Source organism: Sphingobium sp. FG11 (genome assembly GCF_057809915.1).
Map to the genome: position 1 here is coordinate 15,795 of NZ_JBMDKW010000014.1, position 20,701 is coordinate 36,495.

Annotated in this window: 21 protein-coding genes and 1 tRNA gene; 7 read left to right on the plus strand and 15 right to left on the minus strand. The window is 64.7% G+C overall.

The window, feature by feature from the left end:
• The first annotated feature begins 128 nt into the window (after nucleotides 1-128).
• Genes ACODSN_RS12500 through ACODSN_RS12510 form a run of 3 tightly spaced genes read left to right on the plus strand, consistent with a single transcriptional unit; the run spans nucleotide 129 to nucleotide 2,722 of the window.
• Nucleotides 129-1,061, plus strand: coding sequence for an alpha-E domain-containing protein (locus tag ACODSN_RS12500; RefSeq protein ID WP_489055850.1), 933 nt, complete (start codon nucleotides 129-131; stop codon nucleotides 1,059-1,061).
• A gap of 21 nt (nucleotides 1,062-1,082) precedes the next feature.
• Nucleotides 1,083-1,955: a transglutaminase family protein gene (locus tag ACODSN_RS12505; RefSeq protein ID WP_489055851.1), complete on the plus strand. Its 873-nt coding sequence runs from the start codon at nucleotides 1,083-1,085 to the stop codon at nucleotides 1,953-1,955.
• A gap of 29 nt (nucleotides 1,956-1,984) precedes the next feature.
• Nucleotides 1,985-2,722, plus strand: coding sequence for a proteasome-type protease (locus ACODSN_RS12510; RefSeq protein ID WP_489055852.1), 738 nt, complete (start codon nucleotides 1,985-1,987; stop codon nucleotides 2,720-2,722).
• Between the two features lie 388 nt (nucleotides 2,723-3,110).
• Here ACODSN_RS12510 and ACODSN_RS12515 read toward each other — a convergent pair.
• The 8 genes from ACODSN_RS12515 to cyoA all read right to left on the minus strand — a co-directional run bounded on the left by ACODSN_RS12515 (nucleotide 3,111) and on the right by cyoA (nucleotide 10,060).
• Nucleotides 3,111-3,184 (minus strand) — tRNA-Gly (locus tag ACODSN_RS12515).
• A 34-nt stretch (nucleotides 3,185-3,218) separates the two neighbouring features.
• Complete coding sequence (locus ACODSN_RS12520; RefSeq protein WP_489055853.1) at nucleotides 3,219-3,788, minus strand: response regulator transcription factor; 570 nt, start codon at nucleotides 3,786-3,788, stop codon at nucleotides 3,219-3,221.
• Entirely contained in the window at nucleotides 3,778-5,091 is a 1,314-nt protein-coding gene (locus tag ACODSN_RS12525) for an ATP-binding protein (protein ID WP_489055854.1), read from the minus strand. The genes ACODSN_RS12520 and ACODSN_RS12525 overlap by 11 nt, the downstream gene beginning before the upstream one ends.
• Entirely contained in the window at nucleotides 5,088-5,750 is a 663-nt protein-coding gene (locus tag ACODSN_RS12530; protein ID WP_489055915.1) for an SURF1 family protein, read from the minus strand. Before ACODSN_RS12530 ends, ACODSN_RS12525 begins: the two co-directional genes overlap by 4 nt.
• A 50-nt stretch (nucleotides 5,751-5,800) precedes the next feature.
• A complete protein-coding gene (gene cyoD, locus ACODSN_RS12535) occupies nucleotides 5,801-6,190 on the minus strand; it encodes a cytochrome o ubiquinol oxidase subunit IV (RefSeq protein WP_489055855.1) in 390 nt (129 codons plus the stop codon).
• Nucleotides 6,187-6,831 (minus strand): cytochrome o ubiquinol oxidase subunit III, encoded by a 645-nt coding sequence (cyoC, locus tag ACODSN_RS12540; RefSeq protein WP_489055856.1) that lies wholly within the window; start codon nucleotides 6,829-6,831, stop codon nucleotides 6,187-6,189. Before cyoC ends, cyoD begins: the two co-directional genes overlap by 4 nt.
• Before the next feature lie 6 nt (nucleotides 6,832-6,837).
• A complete protein-coding gene (cyoB, locus tag ACODSN_RS12545) occupies nucleotides 6,838-8,868 on the minus strand; it encodes a cytochrome o ubiquinol oxidase subunit I (RefSeq protein WP_489055857.1) in 2,031 nt (676 codons plus the stop codon).
• A 52-nt stretch (nucleotides 8,869-8,920) separates the two neighbouring features.
• Nucleotides 8,921-10,060, minus strand: coding sequence for a ubiquinol oxidase subunit II (cyoA, locus tag ACODSN_RS12550; RefSeq protein WP_489055916.1), 1,140 nt, complete (start codon nucleotides 10,058-10,060; stop codon nucleotides 8,921-8,923).
• A 165-nt stretch (nucleotides 10,061-10,225) separates the two neighbouring features.
• Here cyoA and ACODSN_RS12555 point away from each other — a divergent pair, with 165 nt between their 5' ends.
• On the plus strand, nucleotides 10,226-11,581 hold the full coding sequence (locus ACODSN_RS12555) for an MFS transporter (protein WP_489055858.1): 1,356 nt from the start codon (nucleotides 10,226-10,228) through the stop codon (nucleotides 11,579-11,581).
• On the opposite strand, the gene ACODSN_RS12560 is transcribed toward ACODSN_RS12555, so the two are convergent.
• From ACODSN_RS12560 to ACODSN_RS12570, 3 genes are all read right to left on the minus strand, one after another.
• Nucleotides 11,582-12,433 (minus strand): glycosyltransferase family 2 protein, encoded by an 852-nt coding sequence (locus ACODSN_RS12560; protein WP_489055859.1) that lies wholly within the window; start codon nucleotides 12,431-12,433, stop codon nucleotides 11,582-11,584. It lies immediately after the preceding gene.
• A gap of 5 nt (nucleotides 12,434-12,438) precedes the next feature.
• Entirely contained in the window at nucleotides 12,439-13,716 is a 1,278-nt protein-coding gene (locus tag ACODSN_RS12565) for an ammonium transporter (protein WP_489055860.1), read from the minus strand.
• An 80-nt stretch (nucleotides 13,717-13,796) separates the two neighbouring features.
• Complete coding sequence (locus ACODSN_RS12570; RefSeq protein WP_489055917.1) at nucleotides 13,797-14,519, minus strand: GIN domain-containing protein; 723 nt, start codon at nucleotides 14,517-14,519, stop codon at nucleotides 13,797-13,799.
• A gap of 115 nt (nucleotides 14,520-14,634) precedes the next feature.
• Here ACODSN_RS12570 and hemB point away from each other — a divergent pair, with 115 nt between their 5' ends.
• Together hemB and ACODSN_RS12580 are read left to right on the plus strand one after the other, a co-directional pair.
• The gene (hemB, locus tag ACODSN_RS12575; RefSeq protein WP_489055918.1) at nucleotides 14,635-15,630 is read left to right on the plus strand and encodes a porphobilinogen synthase; all 996 of its coding nucleotides are present in this window, start codon (nucleotides 14,635-14,637) and stop codon (nucleotides 15,628-15,630) included.
• A 4-nt stretch (nucleotides 15,631-15,634) separates the two neighbouring features.
• A complete protein-coding gene (locus ACODSN_RS12580; RefSeq protein WP_489055861.1) occupies nucleotides 15,635-16,213 on the plus strand; it encodes a gamma carbonic anhydrase family protein in 579 nt (192 codons plus the stop codon).
• A gap of 14 nt (nucleotides 16,214-16,227) precedes the next feature.
• Here ACODSN_RS12580 and ACODSN_RS12585 read toward each other — a convergent pair whose 3' ends face one another.
• The 4 genes from ACODSN_RS12585 to rpsF form a co-directional block, all read right to left on the minus strand.
• Nucleotides 16,228-17,652 carry a hypothetical protein gene (locus tag ACODSN_RS12585; RefSeq protein WP_489055862.1) on the minus strand — a complete coding sequence of 475 codons (1,425 nt, stop codon included), beginning with the start codon at nucleotides 17,650-17,652 and terminating at the stop codon, nucleotides 16,228-16,230.
• 121 nt (nucleotides 17,653-17,773) lie between these two features.
• Complete coding sequence (rplI, locus tag ACODSN_RS12590; RefSeq protein WP_489055863.1) at nucleotides 17,774-18,370, minus strand: 50S ribosomal protein L9; 597 nt, start codon at nucleotides 18,368-18,370, stop codon at nucleotides 17,774-17,776.
• A 12-nt stretch (nucleotides 18,371-18,382) separates the two neighbouring features.
• Entirely contained in the window at nucleotides 18,383-18,607 is a 225-nt protein-coding gene (rpsR, locus tag ACODSN_RS12595; protein WP_004212076.1) for a 30S ribosomal protein S18, read from the minus strand.
• 13 nt (nucleotides 18,608-18,620) lie between these two features.
• Nucleotides 18,621-19,073, minus strand: coding sequence for a 30S ribosomal protein S6 (gene rpsF / locus ACODSN_RS12600; RefSeq protein WP_489055864.1), 453 nt, complete (start codon nucleotides 19,071-19,073; stop codon nucleotides 18,621-18,623).
• 219 nt (nucleotides 19,074-19,292) lie between these two features.
• Here rpsF and ACODSN_RS12605 point away from each other — a divergent pair, with 219 nt between their 5' ends.
• Complete coding sequence (locus ACODSN_RS12605) at nucleotides 19,293-20,696, plus strand: GntP family permease (RefSeq protein WP_489055865.1); 1,404 nt, start codon at nucleotides 19,293-19,295, stop codon at nucleotides 20,694-20,696.
• The last annotated feature ends 5 nt before the right edge of the window (nucleotides 20,697-20,701 follow it).

Here is a 20,701-nt window from a genome sequence, read left to right on the forward strand (position 1 = left end):
ATGCCCGTCCATCCCGTTCATCGTCATTCCCGCGCAGGCGGGAATCCATCTCCTGTCTTTGCATCTTGCGGCATCATTGGGAGGTGGATTCCCGCCTGCGCGGGGATGACGGATATTGAGGTTTCCCCATGCTGAGCCGGACCGCCGAAAATCTCTACTGGATGGCGCGCTATATGGAGCGCGCCGAATCCACCGCCCGCCTGCTGACCATGGGCCAGCGCATGGCGATCCTGCCCGGCGCGCATCATCGCGACGAATGGCGATCGGTCGCGCGCGCAACGGGGGCGGAAGCGAATTTCCCCGAAGGCAAGCAGGTGACGGAGAGCGACATCGTCTCCTATCTGATGCTCGACCTGGACAATCCCTCGTCGATCCGCTCCTGTCTGGCGAAGGCGCGCTCGAACGCCAAATCGGCCCGCACCATGTTGACGCAGGATATGTGGGAGGCGCTGAACGACGGCTGGCGCAAGCTGGAAAGCTATGACGTGGCCGAAGCGCGGGCGCAGCTTCCCGCGCTGATCGACTGGGTCAAGACGCGGGTGATGACCTTTCGCGGCGCGGCCGATTCGGGCCAGTTGCGCAATGAAGGGCATGATTTCTTGCGCGCGGGCAGTGCGCTGGAGCGGGCGCAGATGACGTTGCGGCTGCTGGACGTCAAATATTATGTCCTGCTGCCCGAAACCGAAGTGATCGGCGGCAATCGCGACCATTATCAATGGACGTCCGTGCTGCACGCTTTGTCGGGCAGCCGCGCCTATCATCATGTCTATGGCGGCACCTACACGCCCTGGCAGATCACCGATTTCCTGATGCTCAACCGCCTGTTCCCGCGCAGCGTCGCCTTTTGCTACGACCAACTCGCCTACCGCCTCAACCGGCTGGCGGGATGGCATGACGCGCGCGATCAGGCGCATGAAACCGTGCGGGAAATGGTGGCCGCGCTCGAAGGGCTGGATAGCGGCGAGATTTTCCGCTGCGGCCTGCATGAAACGGTGCAGAGCGGCCTGAGGATGACCAACCGGCTGGGCGCGGAAATCGCGCAGGCCTATCATTTTGGCTGAACGACGGAGGGCCGGGGCGCCATGAAGCTGATCGTCCGCCACCAGACCGTCTATCGCTATGCCGCGTCGGCGGGGCGGGTCGCGATGCTGCTTCGGCTGATGCCCGTCGATACGCCCGCGCAGACCGTGCTCGACTGGCAGGTCAGCATCAACGACGCGCCGGTCACGGGATTTCGCGCGAACGGCCATGGCGAGATGGAAGCGGTGTGGATTCGCCATGACGGGCCGGATCACGCCGCGATCGTCGCCGAAGGGCTGGTCGAAACCCGCGAGACCAACGGCATATTGGGCTTTTTCGGCAATCGCATCGATCCGCGCTATTTCCTGCGGGAAACAGGGCTGACCCGCGCGTCCGACGCAATCCGGGCGGCGGCGCTCGCCATGCCGGAGGAGGGCGGGGCGCTGGCCCGGCTGCATGCCTGGTCGGCGGCGGTGAGCGATGCGGTGCGCTATCGCGCGGGCGTGACCAGCGCCGCCACCAGCGCGGCGGAGGCGTTCGCGCTGGGCGCGGGCGTGTGCCAGGATCATGCGCAGGTGTTCATCGCAGGTGCGCGCGCCATGGGACTGCCCGCGCGCTATGTCTCGGGCTATCTGCTCGCGGACGAGGATGACGCGCTGCACGAAACCCATGGCTGGGCCGAAGCGCTGGCGCCCGGCCTTGGCTGGGTCGGGTTCGACCCGTCCAACCGGGTGTGCGTGACCGAACGCTATCTGCGGCTGGCATCCGGGCTGGATGCCGATGAGGCCGCGCCGATCCGTGGCTCCGTCACGGTCGCGGGCGATATCGCCATTGACGCGGACGTTCGTATCGCGCAGGCGGTGGACGGGATTGAGGAACGGCAACTGCAACGCCAGCAACAGCAATTGGTCCCGCCGTACCTCCAGATGGGTTGAAGCCGCATGTTTTCGGGAGCCGGGGGGCGATGACTTATTGTGTAGCGGTGCGCGTGAACCAGGGGCTGGTCATGCTGTCCGACACCCGCACCAATGCGGGCATGGATAATATCGCGCGTTTCCGCAAAAGCTTCACCTATCATGTGCCGGGCGAGCGGGCGATGACCTTGCTCTGTTCGGGCAATCTGTCGATCACGCAGGGGGTCAAGGCGGCGCTCAGCCGGAAGATCAAGGATTCGCAGCTAGACCCCGAGATCGAGACCATCCTCAATTGCGACACGATGCACCGGGCGGCGGAGATCGTCGGCGCGGAAATGCGCGCGATGCAGGGCCGCTATCGCGAAAGCATCGAGATGGACGGATCGGGCGCGAGCGCCTCGATCATGATCGCGGGCCAGCGCAAGGGCGGCAAGCCACGCCTCTACCTCATCTATTCCGCCGGCAATTTCATCGAAGCGACCGCCGAAACGCCGTTCTTCCAGATTGGCGAGCATAAATATGGCAAGCCGATCCTCGACCGGATCATCAAGCCCGAAACCACGCTGGAGGATGCGACCAAGGCGGTGCTGGTGTCGATGGATTCGACGCTGCGCTCCAACCTGTCGGTCGGCATGCCGCTCGACCTGACCGTCATCGAACATAACGCCTTCGACTTCCGCGTCCGCACCCGCATCGAAGCGGACAATGAGGAATTCGCGATGATCTCCCAAAGCTGGAGCGCCGCCCTGCGCAAGGGGTTCGAGGATTTGCCCAACGTGCTGGATTGAGGGGCGGGCGGGCGTTTGGCTGAATATCGCAATCGGCATAATACCGATCGAGACGTTTAACAGCAAAAGCAGATATTCACTGCGAGCAGCAGTGGCGGCGGCCCAACCTCTCTGGCCATCCTGCTTCCGCTTCTCGCAGAACTCGGCCGATAAGTCGTGGCCGCCGCCAAAGCTTGCCACCAGTGCCTTCATCCAAAGCGTTTTTCGCAAAAAAACCTATGCTGGGAACTTCATGAAATGCCCGGAAGTGATCATCCCCTTGAAAAAGGCCCGACACGGCGCGGATTCGGCCGGAAAAAGATGGTCAAATCCGGACAACCCAGGACACAAAGGGCCAAGGTTTCTGCGGTTTTTATCCACTGAAGAGGGTGATTCTTGAAGATGGTGCTGGAGCGGGTGAAGGGAATCGAACCCTCGTCACTTGCTTGGGAAGCAAAAGCTCTACCATTGAGCTACACCCGCGTGGCGCCGTCCATGGCAGACGCGAAAACGCAGGTCAACCGATCTGCCGCTTGGCGAGTTTGCGGGCCAGCGTGCGGCGGTGCATGCCCAGCCGCCGCGCGGTTTCGGAAATGTTGAACTCGCTATCCACCAGCACTTCATGAATATGTTCCCATTCCAGCGTCTTGATCGACGTCGGGCGCGGCGCGAGCGGGGTGGAGGGATCACCGGCCGCGCGGGCGAAGGCGGCTTCGATATCGTCGGTGTTGGACGGCTTGGCGAGATAGTGGGACGCGCCGAGCTTGATCGCCTCGACCGCCGTCGCGATGCTGGCGAAGCCGGTGAGGACGACGATTACCATGGCCGGATCATGGGCATGGAGCGCCTGCACGCAGACCAGCCCCGACCCCGCGCCAAGCTTCAGATCGACGACGGCAAAGCCCGGATCATGATCGACCAGCAGTTGCGCGAGCGCGTCCTGGCTGGCGGCGGTCAGCACGCGATAGTCGCGTCGCTCGAACGAGCGTTTGAGGGTGCGGGCAAAGGCTTCGTCATCCTCGACGATGACGAGCAGGCGATCAGGGCCGAGCAGGCAATCAGGCACGATCGGGCCATCAGGCGGCATTGGCGGCGTCCTCCAGCGCGAGAGTGGCGAGCGGCAGGCGCAGCAGGATCATCGCGCCGCCATCGGCGCCATTGCTGGCGCTGACGCTGCCGCCCAATTTGCGCACGACGTTGACGACCAGGAACAGGCCAAGTCCGCCACCCTGCCGTCCCTTGCTGCTGCGATAGGGCCTGCCGAAATCGGCGAGCATCGCGTCGGTGAAACCCTGACCATTGTCGCGCACCGCGATGTTGAGCGAGCTGCTGTCGCGGCCGACCAGCAGGTCGATCCGCGTCGCGCCCGCCTCACGCGCGTTGTCGAGCAGATTGGCGATCGCCTGACGGATCACCGGATCGACGACGACGCGGGGGTAATCATGCGGCCCGAAGTCGCAATGCAGCGGCGTCGCCGGGTTCACGCAGCGCCAGTCGTCGGCGATGCCGCTGATGAAATGCCGGATGTCGGTCACTTGGGGCGCTTCGCCGCGCGCTTCGCCCGACGACAGGAGGATGCCGGTGACGATCGCCTTGCAGCGACGGACCTCGGCCTCCATCTCGCCGATCTCTTCGACCAACGCGGGATGCGCCGTGATTTCCGGCATGCGCCGCCAGTCGCCCAGCACCACCGCGAGCGAGGAGAGGGGGGTGCCCAGTTCGTGCGCCGCGCCCGATGCGAGCAGGCCCATGCGGACGATATGCTCTTCCTCCGCCGCCTGCTGGCGCAGGCTGGCGAGATAGGCGTCGCGCGCCCGCAGGTTGCGGGTGACGCGAGTCATGAACAGGACCAGCAGGACCGCGATCATCGTGAAACAGATCCACGCCCCGGCGATATGCAGGTCGAACAGCCGGCCTTCAAGCGCATCGTTTAGGTCCAGCGGCCAGTAGAAGCGGGCCAGCAGGCCCGCGCAAAAAGCCGATATGCCGACGATGCCCCATATGCTCCACCGATCCAGCAAAACCGCGCCCAGCGCGACCTGGAGCAGATAGAGCGAGATGAAGGGATTGGTCGCGCCGCCGCTCATATAGAGCTGGGCCGTCAGGGCGATCACATCGAACAGCAGCGCCAGAAACAGTTCGGCATGGGCGATGTCGGTGCGCCGCCGCAGGATCGCGACGCTGGCGAGGTTGACCGCAATGGCGATGCAGGGAACGACCAGCATGGCCGCGAGCGGCAGGCGGATATCCATGACAAAATGGACGATTATGATCGTCGCCAATTGTCCGGCGATCGCGATCCAGCGCAACTGGACCAGCAACGCCATATTCTTGCGACCGGCCGCGTCGGCAGGCCAATGGCTGGGCAGCCAGTGCGTCCCGCAGATCATGGTTCGCGACGAGTCCGGGTGTGCGCCATCGCATATATGTAGGCGGCGAGCGTCATCGCCGCCAGCGCGAACCATGTGGCCGCATATATGAGGTGGTTGTTCGGGAAAGTGACGACCGTCAGGCCCCCGACGGGCGGAGTGCCCCTTGCTGTGCCAGCCTCGGCGTCGAGGAAATAGGGAGCGAGCGGCGGCGCGATATGCCGGGCGGCGGCGATGGCGCTGACATCGCGTGAATACCAGCGACCGGCGGCGGGATCATTGGCGCGCAAGAAGCCGCCACCAGGTTCGCTCACGCGCAACAGGCCGACGATTCGTATATGGCCCGTGGGGCGCGAGTAGCTGCGCCTGCCCTCCGGTGGCACGAAGCCGCGATTGACGAGCAGGGTGAAGCCGGCGTCCGTGACCAGCGGAGTCATCACCCAATAGCCTGGCCCGAGCGCGGTCGACGCCTGCACCAGCGTCGCGGCCTCATGGCGAAAATGGCCGCTGGCGACGATGCGGCGATATTCGTCGCGGGTGTCCGCATCGCGCGGGGCGGCGACCGGGGCGGCATGGATGCGGGCGTCAACGCGGGCGATGAGATCGCGCTTCCAGCCGAGACGATGGACCTGCCAGACGCCGAGGCTGACGAAGCCCGCGATCAGCAGCGCGGCGATCATTGTGAAGCCAGCCAGAGCGCCGGGAGAGCTGCGCCGGGCCGGAGCCAGCGTCACGGCATCTGGCTCATATGATGGACCGCCTGCGCGTCGCCATGCGGCATCATGTTGTGATTGAGATGATACATGACCCACATCGACCCCGACAGGGTGATGACCACCAGCACGACGGTGAAGATCAGCGCCATCATCGTCCAGCCGCCCTCGCTGCGCGTATTCATATGCAGGAAGAAGATCATATGCACCACGATCTGGACGAAGGCAAAGGCCAGGATCGCCATCGCGGTCAGTTGCGCGCTGCCCAATATGCCGCTCATCACCAGCCAGAAGGGGATAGCGGTCAGGAACGCCGACAGGCCAAAGCCGATCATATAGCTGCCCATCGAGCCATGGGCGTGGGTCTCGCCGGCGTGGCCGTGCGCGCTGTGGTCCTTGGCGCTCATCGCAGCATCCCCATGAGATAGACGAAGGTAAAGACGCCGATCCAGATGACGTCGAGGAAATGCCAGAACATGCTCAGGCACATCAGGCGCCGCTGGTTGGCGGGGATCAGGCCTTTTTTCGCGACCTGCGTCATCAGCGTCACCAGCCAGATCAGGCCGAAGGTCACGTGCAGGCCATGCGTGCCGACCAGCGTGAAGAAGGCGGACAGGAAGCCCGACCGCATCGGCGTCGCGCCCTCGACGATCAGGTGATGAAATTCATACAGTTCGATGCACAGAAAAGCGAGACCGAACAGGCCGGTGACGGCGAGCCACCCCTGCGTCGCGGCGACGCGGTTCTTTTCCATCGCCAGCATGGCAAAGCCGTAGGTGATGGACGAAAAGAGCAGCATCGCGGTGTTGAGCGCGACCAGCGGCAGATCGAACAGATCTTTCGGCCCCGGCCCGGCCGCATAGCTGCTGCCGAGCACGGCGTATGTCGCGAACAGACAGGCGAAGATCAGGCAATCGCTCATCAGGTAGAGCCAGAAGCCCAGCATGGTGCTGGAGCCTTCGGGATGATGCGGCTCCTGCGCGAGGTGGAAGAGCGGCTTGCCCTCTGCGTCGAGGAAGGCGGTGTCGATGGGGATTGCGCTTGCCATGATCGATCAGCCCTGCATCGCCGGGGAGTGGGCGAGCGCGCGGGTGCGCTCGCCCTCGATGCGCTCCACATCCGTTTGGGGGATGTGGAAGTCGCGCTTGTAATTGAAGGTGTGGCCGATCGCGGTGGCGAGGATCGCGACGAAGCTGAGGCCCGCCAGCCACCACATATACCAGATCATGCCGATGGCGAAGGCGATCGACAGGCCGCCCAATATGATGCCGGTGCCGGTGTTGCTCGGCATATGGATCGCCTCATAGCCCGACAGGGGCCGCTGATAGCCGCGCTTCTTCATATCCGCCCAGGCGTCTCCATCGTGGATGACGGGGGTGAAGGCGAAATTATAGTCGGGCGGGGGCGAACTGGTCGCCCATTCGAGCGTGCGGCCGTTCCATGGATCGCCGGTGATGTCGCGCAACGCTTCACGATTGCGGATGCTGACGAAGAACTGGATGAACATGCAGGCGATCCCCGCTGCGATCATGAACGCACCCAGCGCTGCGATCTGGAACCAGATCTGCAAGCCCGGATCGTCGAACACGCGCATTCGGCGGGTGACGCCCATCAGCCCCAGCACATAAAGCGGCATGAAGGCGACCCAGAAGCCCACGACCCACAGCCAGAAGCTGCGCTTGCCCCAGACCGGGTCGAGCCGGAAGCCGAACGCCTTGGGCCACCAGTAGTTGATCGCCGCGAAGATGCCGAACAGCACGCCGCCGATGATGACATTGTGGAAATGCGCGATCAGGAACAGCGAGTTGTGCAGCACGAAGTCGGCGGGCGGCACAGCGAGCAGCACGCCGGTCATGCCGCCGACGACGAACGTCAGCATGAAAGCGACCGTCCACATCATCGGCAATTCGAAGCGGATGCGCCCGCGATACATGGTGAACAGCCAGTTGAAGATCTTCGCGCCGGTCGGGATGGAAATGACCATCGTAGTGATGCCGAAGAAGCTGTTGACGCTGGCCCCCGACCCCATGGTGAAGAAATGGTGCAGCCATACGAGGTAGGACAGGATCGTGATGACGACCGTCGCATAGACCATCGACGTATACCCAAACAGGCGCTTGCCCGAGAAGGTCGAGGTGACTTCGGAATAGACGCCGAACAGCGGCAGGATGAGAATATAGACTTCCGGGTGGCCCCAGATCCAGATCAAATTCACATACATCATGGGGTTGCCGCCCATGTCATTGGTGAAGAAGGCCGTGCCGACATAGCGGTCGAGGCTGAGCAGTGCGAGCACGGCGGTCAGCACCGGAAAGGCCGCGACGATCAGGATGTTGGAACAGAGCGAGGTCCACACGAAGATCGGCAGCTTCATCATCGACATGCCCGGCGCGCGCATCTTGACGATGGTCGCGATCAGATTGACGCCCGATAACAGCGTGCCGATGCCCGCGATCTGCAAGCCCCAGATATAATAATCGACGCCCACGCCCGGCGAATAGGCGATGCCAGAGAGCGGCGGATAGGCGAGCCAGCCCGTGCGCGCATATTCGCCCACGAACAGCGACATCATCGTGATGACCGCACCGGCGGTCGTCATCCAGAAGCTGAAATTATTGAGAAACGGGAAACTGACGTCGCGCGCCCCGATCTGGAGCGGGACCATATAGTTCATCAGGCCCGTAATCAGCGGCATCGCGACGAAGAAGATCATGATGACGCCATGCGCCGTAAAAATCTGATCGTAATGATGGGCGTTGAGATAACCTTCGGACCCGTTGAAGGCCATCGCCTGCTGCAAGCGCATCATGATCGCGTCGGCAAAACCGCGCACGAACATGACTAGCCCTAAGATCATGTACATGATGCCGATGCGCTTGTGATCGACGGTGGTGAACCAGTCGCGCCACAGCCAGCCCCAGAGCCGATATTTCGTAACCGCCCCCAGCACGATCGCGCCGCCGATCGCGACCATGGCGAAGGTGCCGACGAGGATCGGTTCATGATAGGGAATGGCGCTCCAGTCGAGGCGACCGAAGAGGACTTTCCAGATGCCGCTATTTTCGGAGGCAGGATGTGGAGACATGGATGTCAGGGCCTCGAACGGATGAGATGGGGGAGGGCGGTGCGCATGGGGATCACATGCCGGGCATATCGTGCATGTCGTCCCGGTCCTTCTGGCCGGGCGCAGGGCTGCCCTGCTCCGCCGGGGTGCGTTCGGCGGCGGGGGTCATGCCGGCGGGCTGGGCGATTTCGCCCTTGCGGCCCGGCTCCTGCGGGTGGAAGCCGCCGACATCGATCGTGCCGTCATGGCGCAGGCCCCGTGTGTCGCGCGCCGATTCCTTGCCCGCGCCGCCGCGCATGTCGGTTATCATGACCTCATCCATGCAGCGTTTGCCGGGCTGCACGCACATGTTGAGGACGGCGTGGAACAGGCGCGGTTCGACTTTGCCGAACAGCATTGGCGGGACTTTCTCGCTCGGCTGTTCCAGTTTCACATAGGTCGCGCGGTCCAGCACCGCTTTGCTGCTCCGCGCCTGCGCCACCCAGGCGTCGAAACCCGCGCGGTCCATCGCCCGGAAAGGGAAACGCATGTGCGAAAAGCCGGCGCCCGAATAATTGGCGGACATCCCTTCGAAATTTCCCGGCTTGTTGGCGACCGCGTGCAACACCGTCTGCATCCCCGGCATGGCGTAGATCTGACCCGCGAGCGCGGGCACGAAGAAGCTGTTCATGATGGTGGAGGATGTGATCCTGAACTCGATCGGCTGGTCGACCGGGGCAGCCAGCTCGTTGACCGTGGCGATGCCCAGATCGGGGTAGATGAACAGCCATTTCCAGTCCATCGCAACCACTTCGACCCGCAGCGGCTTCGTGGCGGGCGTCACCTTGCGCTGCGCGTCGAGCCGCTCGATCGGGCGATAGGGATCGAGCAGATGCGTGCTGCTCCAGGTGATCGCGCCCAAAGCGATGATGATGAGCAGCGGCGCGGACCAGATCAGCAGTTCGAGGCTGGTCGAATGATCCCAGTCGGGATCATAATCCTTCGCCTGCGCCTTTTCCCGATATTTCCACGCGAACCAGATGGTCAGCGCCATCACCGGCAGGATGATGAGCAGCATCAGCACGGTGGAGATGATGATGATATCCCGCTGCTGCATGGCGACGTCGCCCGCGGGATTCATGACCACCATATTGCAGGCGCCCAGCGGCAACAGGGCGAGCGGCGTCAAGCGGCGCACGATTCGATGGAGCGGCGAGGGGTGGTCGGCTGGCATGAAGCCCGCATAATCGGGATGGCCGGCGCTCGACATTGGACCTTTTGTCCTATCCCCTGACTGGTGTGGAATAGTGCATGTGGGATCGACCATGGAAACGAGTCTTGCCCGCGCAACGATGCGCGGCGATGTTCGTTCCCAGCCAGATCAGGCAGCGAGGAAGCCATGACCGCCGTCACCACCACGCCGAATGAGGCGCCGAACGAGGGGCCGTCCTCCACTCCGATGGAGCGTGACGCCCGCGCCGTCACCGCGCGGGAAAAAAGGATAGCACCCGGCGAAATCGCGATCGGCGTCATCATCGGGCGCACATCGGAATTTTTCGACTTCTTCGTCTATGCAATCGCGTCGGTCATCGTCTTTCCGGCGCATGTGTTTCCCATGCTCACGCCGCTGGCGGGAACGCTCTGGTCGTTCGCGATCTTCGCGCTGGCGTTCGTGACGCGCCCGATCGGGTCGGTGATCTTCATGGCGGTGGACCGGCAGTTCGGGCGAGGGGTCAAGCTGACCATCGCCCTGTTCCTGCTCGGGGGATCGACCGCGGCCATCGCCTTCCTGCCCGGTTACGACACGATCGGCCATTGGTCGGCCGCGCTGCTGGCGCTGTTCCGCTGCGGTCAGGGCGTCGCGCTTGGCGGTACTTGGGACGGGCTTTCCTCGCTGCTTTCGCTCAACGCCCCCCGGCGGCGGCGCGGCTGGTATGCGATGATGCCCCAGCTTGGCGCGCCGATCGCGCTGTTGGTGGTGAGCGGCATGTTTGCCTATTTTCTGTCCACCCTGTCGCGGGCGGATTTCCTCGACTGGGGCTGGCGCTATCCCTTCTTCGTGGCGTTCGCGATCAACGTCGTCGCGCTGTTCGCCCGGCTGCGGATCGTCGTGACGCACGAGTTCGAGCGGTTGTTCCACGCGCGCGAACTGCAACCCTCGCCTGTCCTGCCGACGATCCGCAGCGAGGGGCGGAATATCGTGATCGGGGCGTTTGCGCCGCTGGCCAGCTTCGCGCTGTTCCATATGGTGACGGTGTTCCCGCTGTCGTGGATCGCGCTTTATACCGAACAACCGCTGGAACGGTTTCTGGGGATCGAGATGGTCGGCGCGTGCGTCGGCATCCTCGCGATCATCGTGTCGGGTTTCGTCGCGGATCAGGTCGGGCGGCGGGCGCTACTGGGCTATTCGGCGGCGGGCATCGCCTTGTTCAGCCTTGCCGCTCCGCTGCTGTTGAACGGCGGCGATCTGTCGGAGGTGGCCTTCATGGTGCTGGGCTTCATTCTGCTCGGCCTCAGCTTTGGCCAGTCGTCCGGCGTGGTGGCGTCCAACTTTTCGACCGCGACCCGCTATACCGGGTCGGCGCTGACGTCCGATCTCGCCTGGCTGGTGGGTGCGGGATTTGCGCCACTCGTCGCGCTGGCGCTGTCGGCGACCTTCGGGGTGATGGCATCGGGCGTTTATCTGTTGTCGGGTGCTGCGGTGACAGGGCTGGCCCTGTTCATCAACAAGGAACTGGCCGGCCGGGACCGCTGATTAGTCTACGGCCCGCGCCCGCATGCGGGCCAGCGCCTTGCGGTCGAACCAGCCGTCGACGCCGGGGCGGGGCTTCCAGCGCGGCAGCCAGTCCCGGTAAAGCAGCGCCAGCCGTGGCGGCAGGCCGTCCGGCCCTTCGCGCGTCATGATGTCCGATATGATGCGGTTCTGAAAATAGCGGACCGAATAGTTGATGAGCCGCTTATACTGCATCGCCCATGTCGTCGGGCGGGTGAGGCCGACCGGCTCGCAGGCAAAGCCCGCCTGTTCGCAGGCGATGACGCGGTCGAGCGCCCACGCCTCATCACGCTGAAGATCGGTATGCGCCCATGCGGCGACGAGGCCGTCATCGCCGATCAGATCATCGGGCAGGCGCAGGCCGCGCGCGCGAATGGCTGAAACGAACGGCCCGGACAGCGCGTAAAGATCGCCGAACAGGCCACGCTCGCGCCGCAGATTTTCGCGATAGAGTTCAACCTCGCGGCCGTTAAGCGGCATGCCGGCGGCGGCGTTCGCATTGGGGTTGGTGGCGAGGTCCGCGACCAGCGCGTCGATCGACCCGGTCAGGATTTCCGCGTCGCCATCCATGAATATGACGGCATCCTCGGTGCCGGTCAGCAGGTGATGGACGCAATGGTTCCAGGTCCGCGACTTGCCGCCTGCCGCAATGTCATGGACGATGATGTTGGCGCGTCCCCCGGCGGCTTCGCGGGCGCGCTGCGCCGTCGCATCGGTCGAACCATTGACGAGGACGTGAAAGATCGTGTCCGGCCGGTCGAGCGGCAGGGATGCGAGGCACCCGCCGATCCGGCGTTCTTCCTGATGCGCGAAGATGGCGACGGCGACGGGCATCGGCTTTAGCGGAAATCCCAGCCCTGCTGCCCATGCTGGACGGCGTCGAGTCCGCTCGCCTCATCCTGCTCGCTGACACGCATCGGGATGACGACCATCACGATCAGCGCGGCGATGGCTGTGCCCAGCATCGACCAGAATGCGACCACGGCCATGCCGATCCCCTGGCTGAGCAGCACATGGTCGAAACCCATGCCGGGATCGAAGCCGACGCCACCGAACAGGGAAAGGGTAAAGACCGGCAGAAGCAGCATGCCGGTCAGCCCGCCCAGACCGTGGATGACGAAAACTCCAGCCGGGTCGTCGATGCGCCCGTCAAGCATTGCCGCGCCCAGGCGGCAGACGACAGCCGCGATGACGCCGATCACGATGGCGCCGCCCACCCCGACAAGGCCAGCCGAGGCCGAGATCGCAACCAGCCCGGACAACGCGCCGGACAAGAGGCCGGTGGGGCTGACGCGGCCGGAAAGCAGCCGGTCCAGCAGCGCGCGCATCAGGGCGGCGGCGCAGGCGGCGAAATGGCAGTTCAGGATCGCGCTCGCCGCATCGTCGCTCGCGCCCAGCGCCCATCCGCCGACGATGCCGAACCAGCCGACCCAGATCAGCCCGCCGCCCGCGAGCGTCAGGAGTGGGGCGTGGCCCGGCTCGGAAACCTCGCGCCGCCGACCCATCAGCAGAGCCAGCGCAAGGGCGGAGAAGCCCGCGCTGATATGGATGACGACGCCCCCGGCGAAATCCAGCACGCCAAGTTCGGCAAGCCAGCCGCCGCCCCATACCCAATGGGTGACGGGCGCATAGACGAGCAGCAGCCAGAGCGGCGCAAAAGCGACGATCCAGCCGAACCGCGCGCGCTCCGCGAGTGCGCCGACGAGCAGGCATGCGGCGAATATCGCGAGGCTCATTTGAAACAGGACGAAGGCGGATTCGGGCACGGTCAGGCCGTCGCGCAGCGCCCCCAGATTGGCCAGCAGCACATTGCCGCCGCCGCCGAGCCAGCCATAGCCATCGGGCGCGAAGGCGAGGCTGTAACCGGCAACCGCCCAGAGGAGCGACACCGCAGCCGCCACGGCGAGACCCTGAACGGTGACGGACAGGCTGTTGCGGACATTGACAAGGCCAGCATGGCGCAGCGCCAGACCCGGCAGGGCGGCGATCAGGACCAGCAGGGCGCAGAATATCATCCAGCCGGTGTCGCCGCTATCGGCGGCGGCGACCTGCGCCGCGGCCTGCTGCGGCACGAGCATCGCGGCGGTCAGGAAGGTGAATGGCAAGAAGCGGCGCATGCTTTGGGTCCGTCCGGTTATGACGGGGATGTGCTAGCCGCCCGAGGTAAAGACTTCGATAAGCACGGCAAAATGCGCGGTCAGTAGCGTTCTCCGCCGCACGAGATCGTGCCGGTGCCGCGATTGTCGGCGGTGCAGGCGGCTTTGCCGGCGACGGTCACATCGCCCGATCCCGACGCGGTGATTTTGGCCGTGACGTCGGCGATCAGACGCACGCTGCCAGGCCCGTTATTGCCGATCGTCGCCTGCCGCGTGCGCAGCGCTTCCCCCGCGACGACGCCCGGCCCGGTGACATGCACGGCCGCCATGCCGACGCGTCCGGCCAGAGTCACGCGGCCGCCGCCGGACAAGGTCAGATTCATCTGGTCGAGATCGACGGCATCGACGCGGATATCGCCATTGCCACCAAGGATGACGTCGCCACGCTGGCCCCGCATCCGGTTGACCGTCACCGATCCGCCCCCCGCCAGCAGGACACGGCCCAGATCGCCGGTGGTCAGGCGCAACAGGACTGCGCCGCCGCGCTTCTCGCCTGCTTTTTGCGGCTGCACGGATATGATGAGCAGCCGGCCTGACGCTTCGACTCGCAGCCGGTCGAGCAGATCCCGGTCCCCTTCGGCCCGGCCCGAAGCGCCCATGCCGGTGGTGATGACGACGCTCACCGGCGCGTCGACCCGGATCGCGTCGAAACTGGAGATTGTATAGCCTTGCGTCGCGGCGGCTGCGGGCGCGGAAAGGGACAGGCTTGCAAGCAGCAGCGCCCGCGTCACGGATCGCCCGATCCCGCGCTTTTCATCCTGCATCGCGTTGCGCTCCATTGCCATGGCCCATGTGAATAGCGGGCCTGTGAGCGGGTGCAAGATCGATGGTGCGCCGTCGCGGCTTGATCCCCCGCCTGCGGCATCCTACACCGCGCCCATGACCCATGCCGCTTATCCCGCCCTGCGGCTGCGCCGTACCCGATCCTCCGCGTGGAGCCGGGCGATGCATGCCGAAAACCGGCTGAACCCCAGCGATTTCCTGTGGCCGCTGTTCGTGACCGAAGGCGTCGGGGTGGAGGAACCGATCGCGGCATTGCCCGGCGTGTCGCGCTGGTCGGTGGACCTGATCGTCGCGCGAGCCAGGGAAGCCAGCGCCGCCGGCATCCCGTGCATCGCCCTGTTCCCCAACACTCAGGCAGCGCGGCGCAGCGACGATGGCGCGGAGGCTCTGAACCCCGATAATCTGATGTGCCGGGCGATCCGGGCGATCAAGGATGCGGTGCCGCAGATCGGCATCCTGACCGACGTGGCGCTCGATCCCTATACCGCGCACGGGCAGGACGGGCTGCTCGATGCGACCGGCTATGTCCTCAACGATGCGACGATCGACATATTGATCGGCCAGTCGCTCAATCAGGCGGCGGCGGGGGCGGACATCATCGCGCCCAGCGACATGATGGACGGCCGCGTCGGCGCGATCCGGCTGGCGCTGGAGCGGGACGGGCATCATAATGTCCAGATCATGGCCTATGCCGCCAAATATGCGAGCGCCTTTTACGGCCCGTTTCGCGATGCGGTGGGATCACGCGGGCTGTTGAAGGGCGACAAGAAAAATTACCAGATGGACCCGGCCAATGGCGAAGAGGCCCTGCGCGAGGTCGCGCTCGATCTGGCCGAGGGCGCGGACAGCGTCATGGTGAAGCCGGGCCTGCCCTATCTCGACATCGTCGCCCGCGTGAAGGATGCTTTCGCCGTGCCGGTCTTTGCTTATCAGGTATCGGGCGAATATGCGATGATCGAGGCGGCAGCGGCGGTTGGCGCGGGGGATCGTGACGCGCTGGTGCTGGAAACGCTGATGGCGTTCAAGCGGGCGGGCTGTTGCGGCGTGCTGACCTATCATGCGCTGCATGCGGCGCGACTGCTGGGAGCCTGACGATATGACCGATCATCCCGGCGTGACTCTGCTGACCTTGAACGGCAAAACGCCGCGCATCCACCCCAGCGCCTTCATCGCGCCCGGCTGCCGGATCATCGGCGATGTCGAAATCGGCGCCGATGCGAGCGTCTGGTATAATTGCGTCATCCGGGCGGACGTGAACCGCATCCGCATCGGCGCGCGTACCAATATTCAGGACGGGTCGGTCATTCATTGCGACAGCCCCGGCGACGGCATTGCCGCGCCCGTCGAGGGGTGGCCTACGCTGATCGGCGACGATGTGCTGATCGGCCATATGGCGATGGTCCATGGCTGCGTGCTTGAGGACCGATCGTTCGTCGGACTGGGGGCGATCGTGATGAGCGGCTGCACGGTCGAACATGACGCGATGCTGGCGGCGGGCGCGCTGCTGTCGCCCGGCAAGACCGTGCCGCATCGTCAGCTCTGGGCGGGCCGCCCAGCGAAATATATGCGCGATCTGCCCGATGTCGCCTTGATCGACATGCGCGAGGGCATCGAACATTATGTCCATAATGCCAAGGCGCATAAGGGCGCGGTGAGGGCGGCGCAGGACGATTAGGGATCAGCTCCACGCTACAGGAGCAGGTCGGCATAGCGCGACGGCGGCGCGGGCAGGATCATGCGGGCGGCGAGGCCCGAAACCATTATGGCGGCAAGGATGGCGCCCATGATCTGAACCCGTCGCCTGCCCGTCGGGCGGCCCGCGATCAGCGCCCAGCCGAGCGCGGTCGCCATGATCGGCCAGAGATGATAGCGCAGGTCCGACGACAGGCTGATGAGCGTGAAGCTGAGCTCCTGACACAAGGCCGAGCCGAACAGGGCGATGGCCAGCCGGGCGCGCGGATCCTGCGGTCCTCTCAGCGCCGCCCATAACCCCCAGACCATCATCACCATCCAGAAAATCGGCCAGCCCGGCGGCGTTTCGGCGATGTTCGCGGCGAGGTGCTGCCAATAGGGGGCGACGGGGCTTGCCGGATTGCGCAGCCCCAGATGGTTGGGTTCGCTTCTGGCGGGCGGCGCGGCGAGCGGCCAATGCCACGGCACCAGCCAGCGCTCGCTGGAATTGAGATGCGCGAGGCGATGGGAGAGATAGGCCAATGGATGCTGCGCCGCCGCCACGGCGAGCGCGATATAGAGGTCGCTGACCTTGCGATGGGCCAACGGAGCGATGGCGTTCGTGCAGGCTGGCGTTTCGCCCAGCGGGTCCCAGAAGAGCGGCTTGACGCAATGCGCCCGATCAAGCGCTGCGACCGCCGAAGGGCTGAGACCGGGCACCGCCCCATCGCTGGCGCGGGTAGCGATGCCGGCAAGGTCGTAAAGCGGTTCGCTGCGCCGCACGCCGCTGTCCGCCGCCCCGAAAATATCTTGGTTGATCGATGGCGACACGGCCAGAATGAGGGTCGTCGTCGCCAGCAGGGCGAAACCGAGCTGGAATGGCGACCACTGACGACGGGACAGGAGCAGCATCAGCGGCACGGTGGAAAAGACTGCGTTCGCGCGGATCAGCGTCGCGTAGACAAGGCAGATCGCGACGGCGATCCATACCCGCACCGGGACAGGACGGTCCCGCAAGCGGTAAAGACCGACAAGGCCGGACGCCGCGACCAGCGCGCCCACCATCTGGCTGTCCTTGACGATGACGCCCTGCCAGCCAAGCAGGGGCGGAAACAGGCCGATGGCGAGAATGACGATCGTCCGCCGCCCGTCGACGCCAAGGGCGAGCGCCCCAAGCCCCAGCCAGTAGCCCAGCAGTTGCAGGCCCAGCATCGGTCCCCCGCCGAGATCCGCCGGATCGAGCAACGACCATAGCCGCGCCATGATCGGCGGATGCCAGTCATCATAGCGCCCGCTCAATGCCTGCGCATATTGGGTGACGGCGTCGTAGGTGGCGACGCCCGGCCAGAACAGCGCGAGCGACAGCAGCAGCAGTGCGCAAGCGAGCAGGGCTGGCCAGACAGCCGCGATGGACCGCCAAACTCCGCGCGCTGCGATCTGCATCGGCAATCTCCTGACGCCCGACCGGCGCACGGCGCCCAATCAGGCAGGCGACAGGTTCGTCATGCAACAAAAAAAGCCGCCCGGCGAGGGGCGGCTTTCCTTGTCGTTCCGGTCGAAAGCTTCAGGCTTCCTCGGTCGATTCTTCCTGCACGTCCGTGGCGATTTCGCCCGGTTCGGCATTGGGATCATAATCTTCGGTGAAGCCGCTCTCGTCCTTTTCGAACAGGTCGGCCATCACGTCGACGCCCTGCGCCTGAAGATCGGCTTCTTCCGGCGAACGGGCGACGTTCACCTGAATGGTGACGCTGACCTCGGGGTGCAGCGCGACCTTGACGTCGAACAGGCCAAGCGTCTTGATCGGGCGTTCCAGCACGACCATCGCCTTGTTGACGTTGGTCTTGCCGTCGGCGTGCAGCGCTTCCACGATGTCGCGGACCGCAACCGAACCATACAATGCGCCCGCGTTGGACGACTGACGGATCAGGACGACCTGGGTGCCGTTGACGCCATCGGCAGCCTTTTCGGCGTCCGAGCGGCGAGCGGCGTTGTCAGCCTCGATCTTGGCGCGGTTGGCCTCGAACACCTTTTTATTGGCGTTGTTGGACCGGAGCGCCTTGCGGTTGGGCAACAGGAAGTTACGGGCATAGCCGTCCTTCACGGTGACGACATCGCCGATGGCGCCCAGCTTCTCGATGCGTTCGAGCAGAATGATTTCCATGGGGCTACTCCCTTACTTCACGATGTAGGGCAGCAGGCCCAGATGACGGGCGCGCTTGATGGCCTGGGCCAGTTCACGCTGCTTCTTGGCCGAAACGGCCGTGATGCGGCTGGGGACGATCTTGCCGCGCTCGGACACGAAGCCCTGGAGCAGACGGACGTCCTTATAATCGATCTTCGGCGCATCCTTGGCGGCGAAGGGGCAGCTCTTGCGGCGGCGGAAAAATGGGCGTGCCATGATTTAGGTCTCCTTACTCGCCAGCGGTTTCGTCACGGCGCGGGCCGCGATCACCACGATCGCCGCCGCGGTCACCCCGGTCGCCACGATCTTCGCGCGGGCCACGGGGGCCACGGTCGCCGCGATCACCACGCTCCGAACGTTCCTGCTTGCGCATCATCACCGACTGGCCGGCTTCCAGCTCTTCGACCTTGATGGTCATATAGCGGATGACGTCTTCGTTGATCTGCGTCTGGCGCTCCAGCTCGGCGATCACGCCACCGGGCGCGTCGATGTTGAGCATGACATAATGCGCCTTGCGATTCTTCGCGATCTTGTAGGCGAGGCTGCGCAGGCCCCAGGTCTCGACCTTCGTGACCTTGCCCTTGTTTTCCTCGACGATCTTGGTGGCGGTTTCCGCCAGAGCGTCCACCTGCGCCTGTGCCAGATCCTGGCGCGCAAGGAACACATGCTCGTAAAGAGCCATGTCTAAACCTTTTCTGTTGGCCGATCGCTGACGCGCGCCCCATGCGCAACGCCCCTCCGGCTGTCGTCTCATTCAGTCTTTCGCGCGGAATCAGGTAAAGCCCGATCCGAACGAAGCGGCGCCTATGACGGAAAGGAGGGGAAAAGGCAAGGGAGACTTGGCGTGACGCCGCGCGCCGCCTAGAGCAACGGGGTTCATCGGGCGAAAAGGGGCGAACAGGTGGCAGTCGGCATAGCGGGTCTATCCCTCATCCTCCTGATGATCGCGGCCTATCGCGGGATGAGCGTCATCCTGATGGCCCCGCTGCTGGCGATGCTGGCGGTGTTCCTGACCGATCCATCGGCCGTGCCCGCCGCCTTTTCCGGCCTGTTCATGGACAAGGCGGCGACCTTCCTGAAGCTGTATTTCCCCGTGTTCCTGCTGGGGGCGCTGTTTGGCAAGCTGGTGGAAATTTCGGGCTTTTCCCGAGCGATCGTGACGGCGGTGATCGGCTTCGTCGGTGCGAAGCGGGCGATTCCGGCGATCATGATCGTGACGGCGCTGCTGACCTATGGCGGCGTATCGGTGTTCGTCGCGGTGTTCGCGGTCTATCCCTTTGCCGCCGAAATGTTTCGCCGGGCCGACATTCCCAAACGGCTGGTGCCCGCCACGATCGGGCTGGGTGCGATCACCTTCACCATGGACGCGCTGCCCGGCACGCCCCAGATCCAGAATATCATCCCCACCAGCTTCTTTGGCACGACGACCTGGTCGGCGCCGATATTGGGCGTGATCGGATCGATCTTCATCGTCACGGCGGGCCTTGCCTATCTCAACTGGCGGCGGCGGGCGATGAGCGCGGCAGGTGAAGGATATGGCGCGCCCGAAACGCTGGTCAACGAACCGGCGCCGGAGGAGGAGGGCGGAGCGCGCGCACATCCGCTGGTGGCGATGCTGCCGCTGGTCGTGGTGGGCGGGGCCAATCTGTCGCTCACCCTGCTGATCCCGCAATGGGTGACGGGGGAGGAGGTCACGCTTTCGCTGGCGGGCATGGCCGAGCCCGTCACCGTCAAGATCGCGCAGATGGCGGCGCTGTGGGCCGTGGAGGGCGCGCTGCTGCTGGGCATTGCGACCATATTGCTGTTCGCGTGGGGCCCTGTTTCCCGGCGCTTTGCCGAAGGATCGCGCGCGGCGGTGGGCGGCGCGTTGCTTGCGGGCATGAACACGGCGGTCGAATATGGCTTTGGCGCGGTGATTGCGGCGCTGCCGGGCTTTCTGGTGGTGAAGGAGGCGCTGAAGGCCGTACCCAATCCGCTGGTGAACGAGGCGATTACCGTGACCTCGCTGGCGGGTATCACCGGCTCGGCTTCGGGCGGGCTGTCGATCGCGCTTGCCGCTATGGCGGAGCAATTTTCCGCTGCGGGCAGGGCGGCTGGCATTCCGCCCGAGGTTCTGCATCGCGTCGCGTCGATGGCGAGTGGCGGCATGGACAGCCTGCCGCATAATGGCGCTGTCATCACCCTGCTGGCGGTGACGGGGCTGACCCACAGGCAGGCTTATAAGGATATTTTCGCGCTGACGCTCATCAAGACGACGGCGGTCTTTCTGGTGATCGCGGTCTATTATCTGACCAGGCTGGTATAAGGGCT

What these genes read in the sequence shown, in the direction of transcription:
- ACODSN_RS12500 (WP_489055850.1), top strand. Translation starts at nt 129, where the DNA reads ATGCTGAGCCGGACCGCCGAAAATCTCTACTGGATGGCGCGCTATATG.
- ACODSN_RS12505 (WP_489055851.1), top strand. Translation starts at nt 1,083, where the DNA reads ATGAAGCTGATCGTCCGCCACCAGACCGTCTATCGCTATGCCGCGTCG.
- ACODSN_RS12510 (WP_489055852.1), top strand. Translation starts at nt 1,985, where the DNA reads ATGACTTATTGTGTAGCGGTGCGCGTGAACCAGGGGCTGGTCATGCTG.
- ACODSN_RS12520 (WP_489055853.1), bottom strand. Translation starts at nt 3,788, where the DNA reads ATGCCGCCTGATGGCCCGATCGTGCCTGATTGCCTGCTCGGCCCTGAT.
- ACODSN_RS12525 (WP_489055854.1), bottom strand. Translation starts at nt 5,091, where the DNA reads ATGATCTGCGGGACGCACTGGCTGCCCAGCCATTGGCCTGCCGACGCG.
- ACODSN_RS12530 (WP_489055915.1), bottom strand. Translation starts at nt 5,750, where the DNA reads ATGATCGCCGCGCTGCTGATCGCGGGCTTCGTCAGCCTCGGCGTCTGG.
- cyoD (WP_489055855.1), bottom strand. Translation starts at nt 6,190, where the DNA reads ATGAGCGCCAAGGACCACAGCGCGCACGGCCACGCCGGCGAGACCCAC.
- cyoC (WP_489055856.1), bottom strand. Translation starts at nt 6,831, where the DNA reads ATGGCAAGCGCAATCCCCATCGACACCGCCTTCCTCGACGCAGAGGGC.
- cyoB (WP_489055857.1), bottom strand. Translation starts at nt 8,868, where the DNA reads ATGTCTCCACATCCTGCCTCCGAAAATAGCGGCATCTGGAAAGTCCTC.
- cyoA (WP_489055916.1), bottom strand. Translation starts at nt 10,060, where the DNA reads ATGCCAGCCGACCACCCCTCGCCGCTCCATCGAATCGTGCGCCGCTTG.
- ACODSN_RS12555 (WP_489055858.1), top strand. Translation starts at nt 10,226, where the DNA reads ATGACCGCCGTCACCACCACGCCGAATGAGGCGCCGAACGAGGGGCCG.
- ACODSN_RS12560 (WP_489055859.1), bottom strand. Translation starts at nt 12,433, where the DNA reads ATGCCCGTCGCCGTCGCCATCTTCGCGCATCAGGAAGAACGCCGGATC.
- ACODSN_RS12565 (WP_489055860.1), bottom strand. Translation starts at nt 13,716, where the DNA reads ATGCGCCGCTTCTTGCCATTCACCTTCCTGACCGCCGCGATGCTCGTG.
- ACODSN_RS12570 (WP_489055917.1), bottom strand. Translation starts at nt 14,519, where the DNA reads ATGCAGGATGAAAAGCGCGGGATCGGGCGATCCGTGACGCGGGCGCTG.
- hemB (WP_489055918.1), top strand. Translation starts at nt 14,635, where the DNA reads ATGACCCATGCCGCTTATCCCGCCCTGCGGCTGCGCCGTACCCGATCC.
- ACODSN_RS12580 (WP_489055861.1), top strand. Translation starts at nt 15,635, where the DNA reads ATGACCGATCATCCCGGCGTGACTCTGCTGACCTTGAACGGCAAAACG.
- ACODSN_RS12585 (WP_489055862.1), bottom strand. Translation starts at nt 17,652, where the DNA reads ATGCAGATCGCAGCGCGCGGAGTTTGGCGGTCCATCGCGGCTGTCTGG.
- rplI (WP_489055863.1), bottom strand. Translation starts at nt 18,370, where the DNA reads ATGGAAATCATTCTGCTCGAACGCATCGAGAAGCTGGGCGCCATCGGC.
- rpsR (WP_004212076.1), bottom strand. Translation starts at nt 18,607, where the DNA reads ATGGCACGCCCATTTTTCCGCCGCCGCAAGAGCTGCCCCTTCGCCGCC.
- rpsF (WP_489055864.1), bottom strand. Translation starts at nt 19,073, where the DNA reads ATGGCTCTTTACGAGCATGTGTTCCTTGCGCGCCAGGATCTGGCACAG.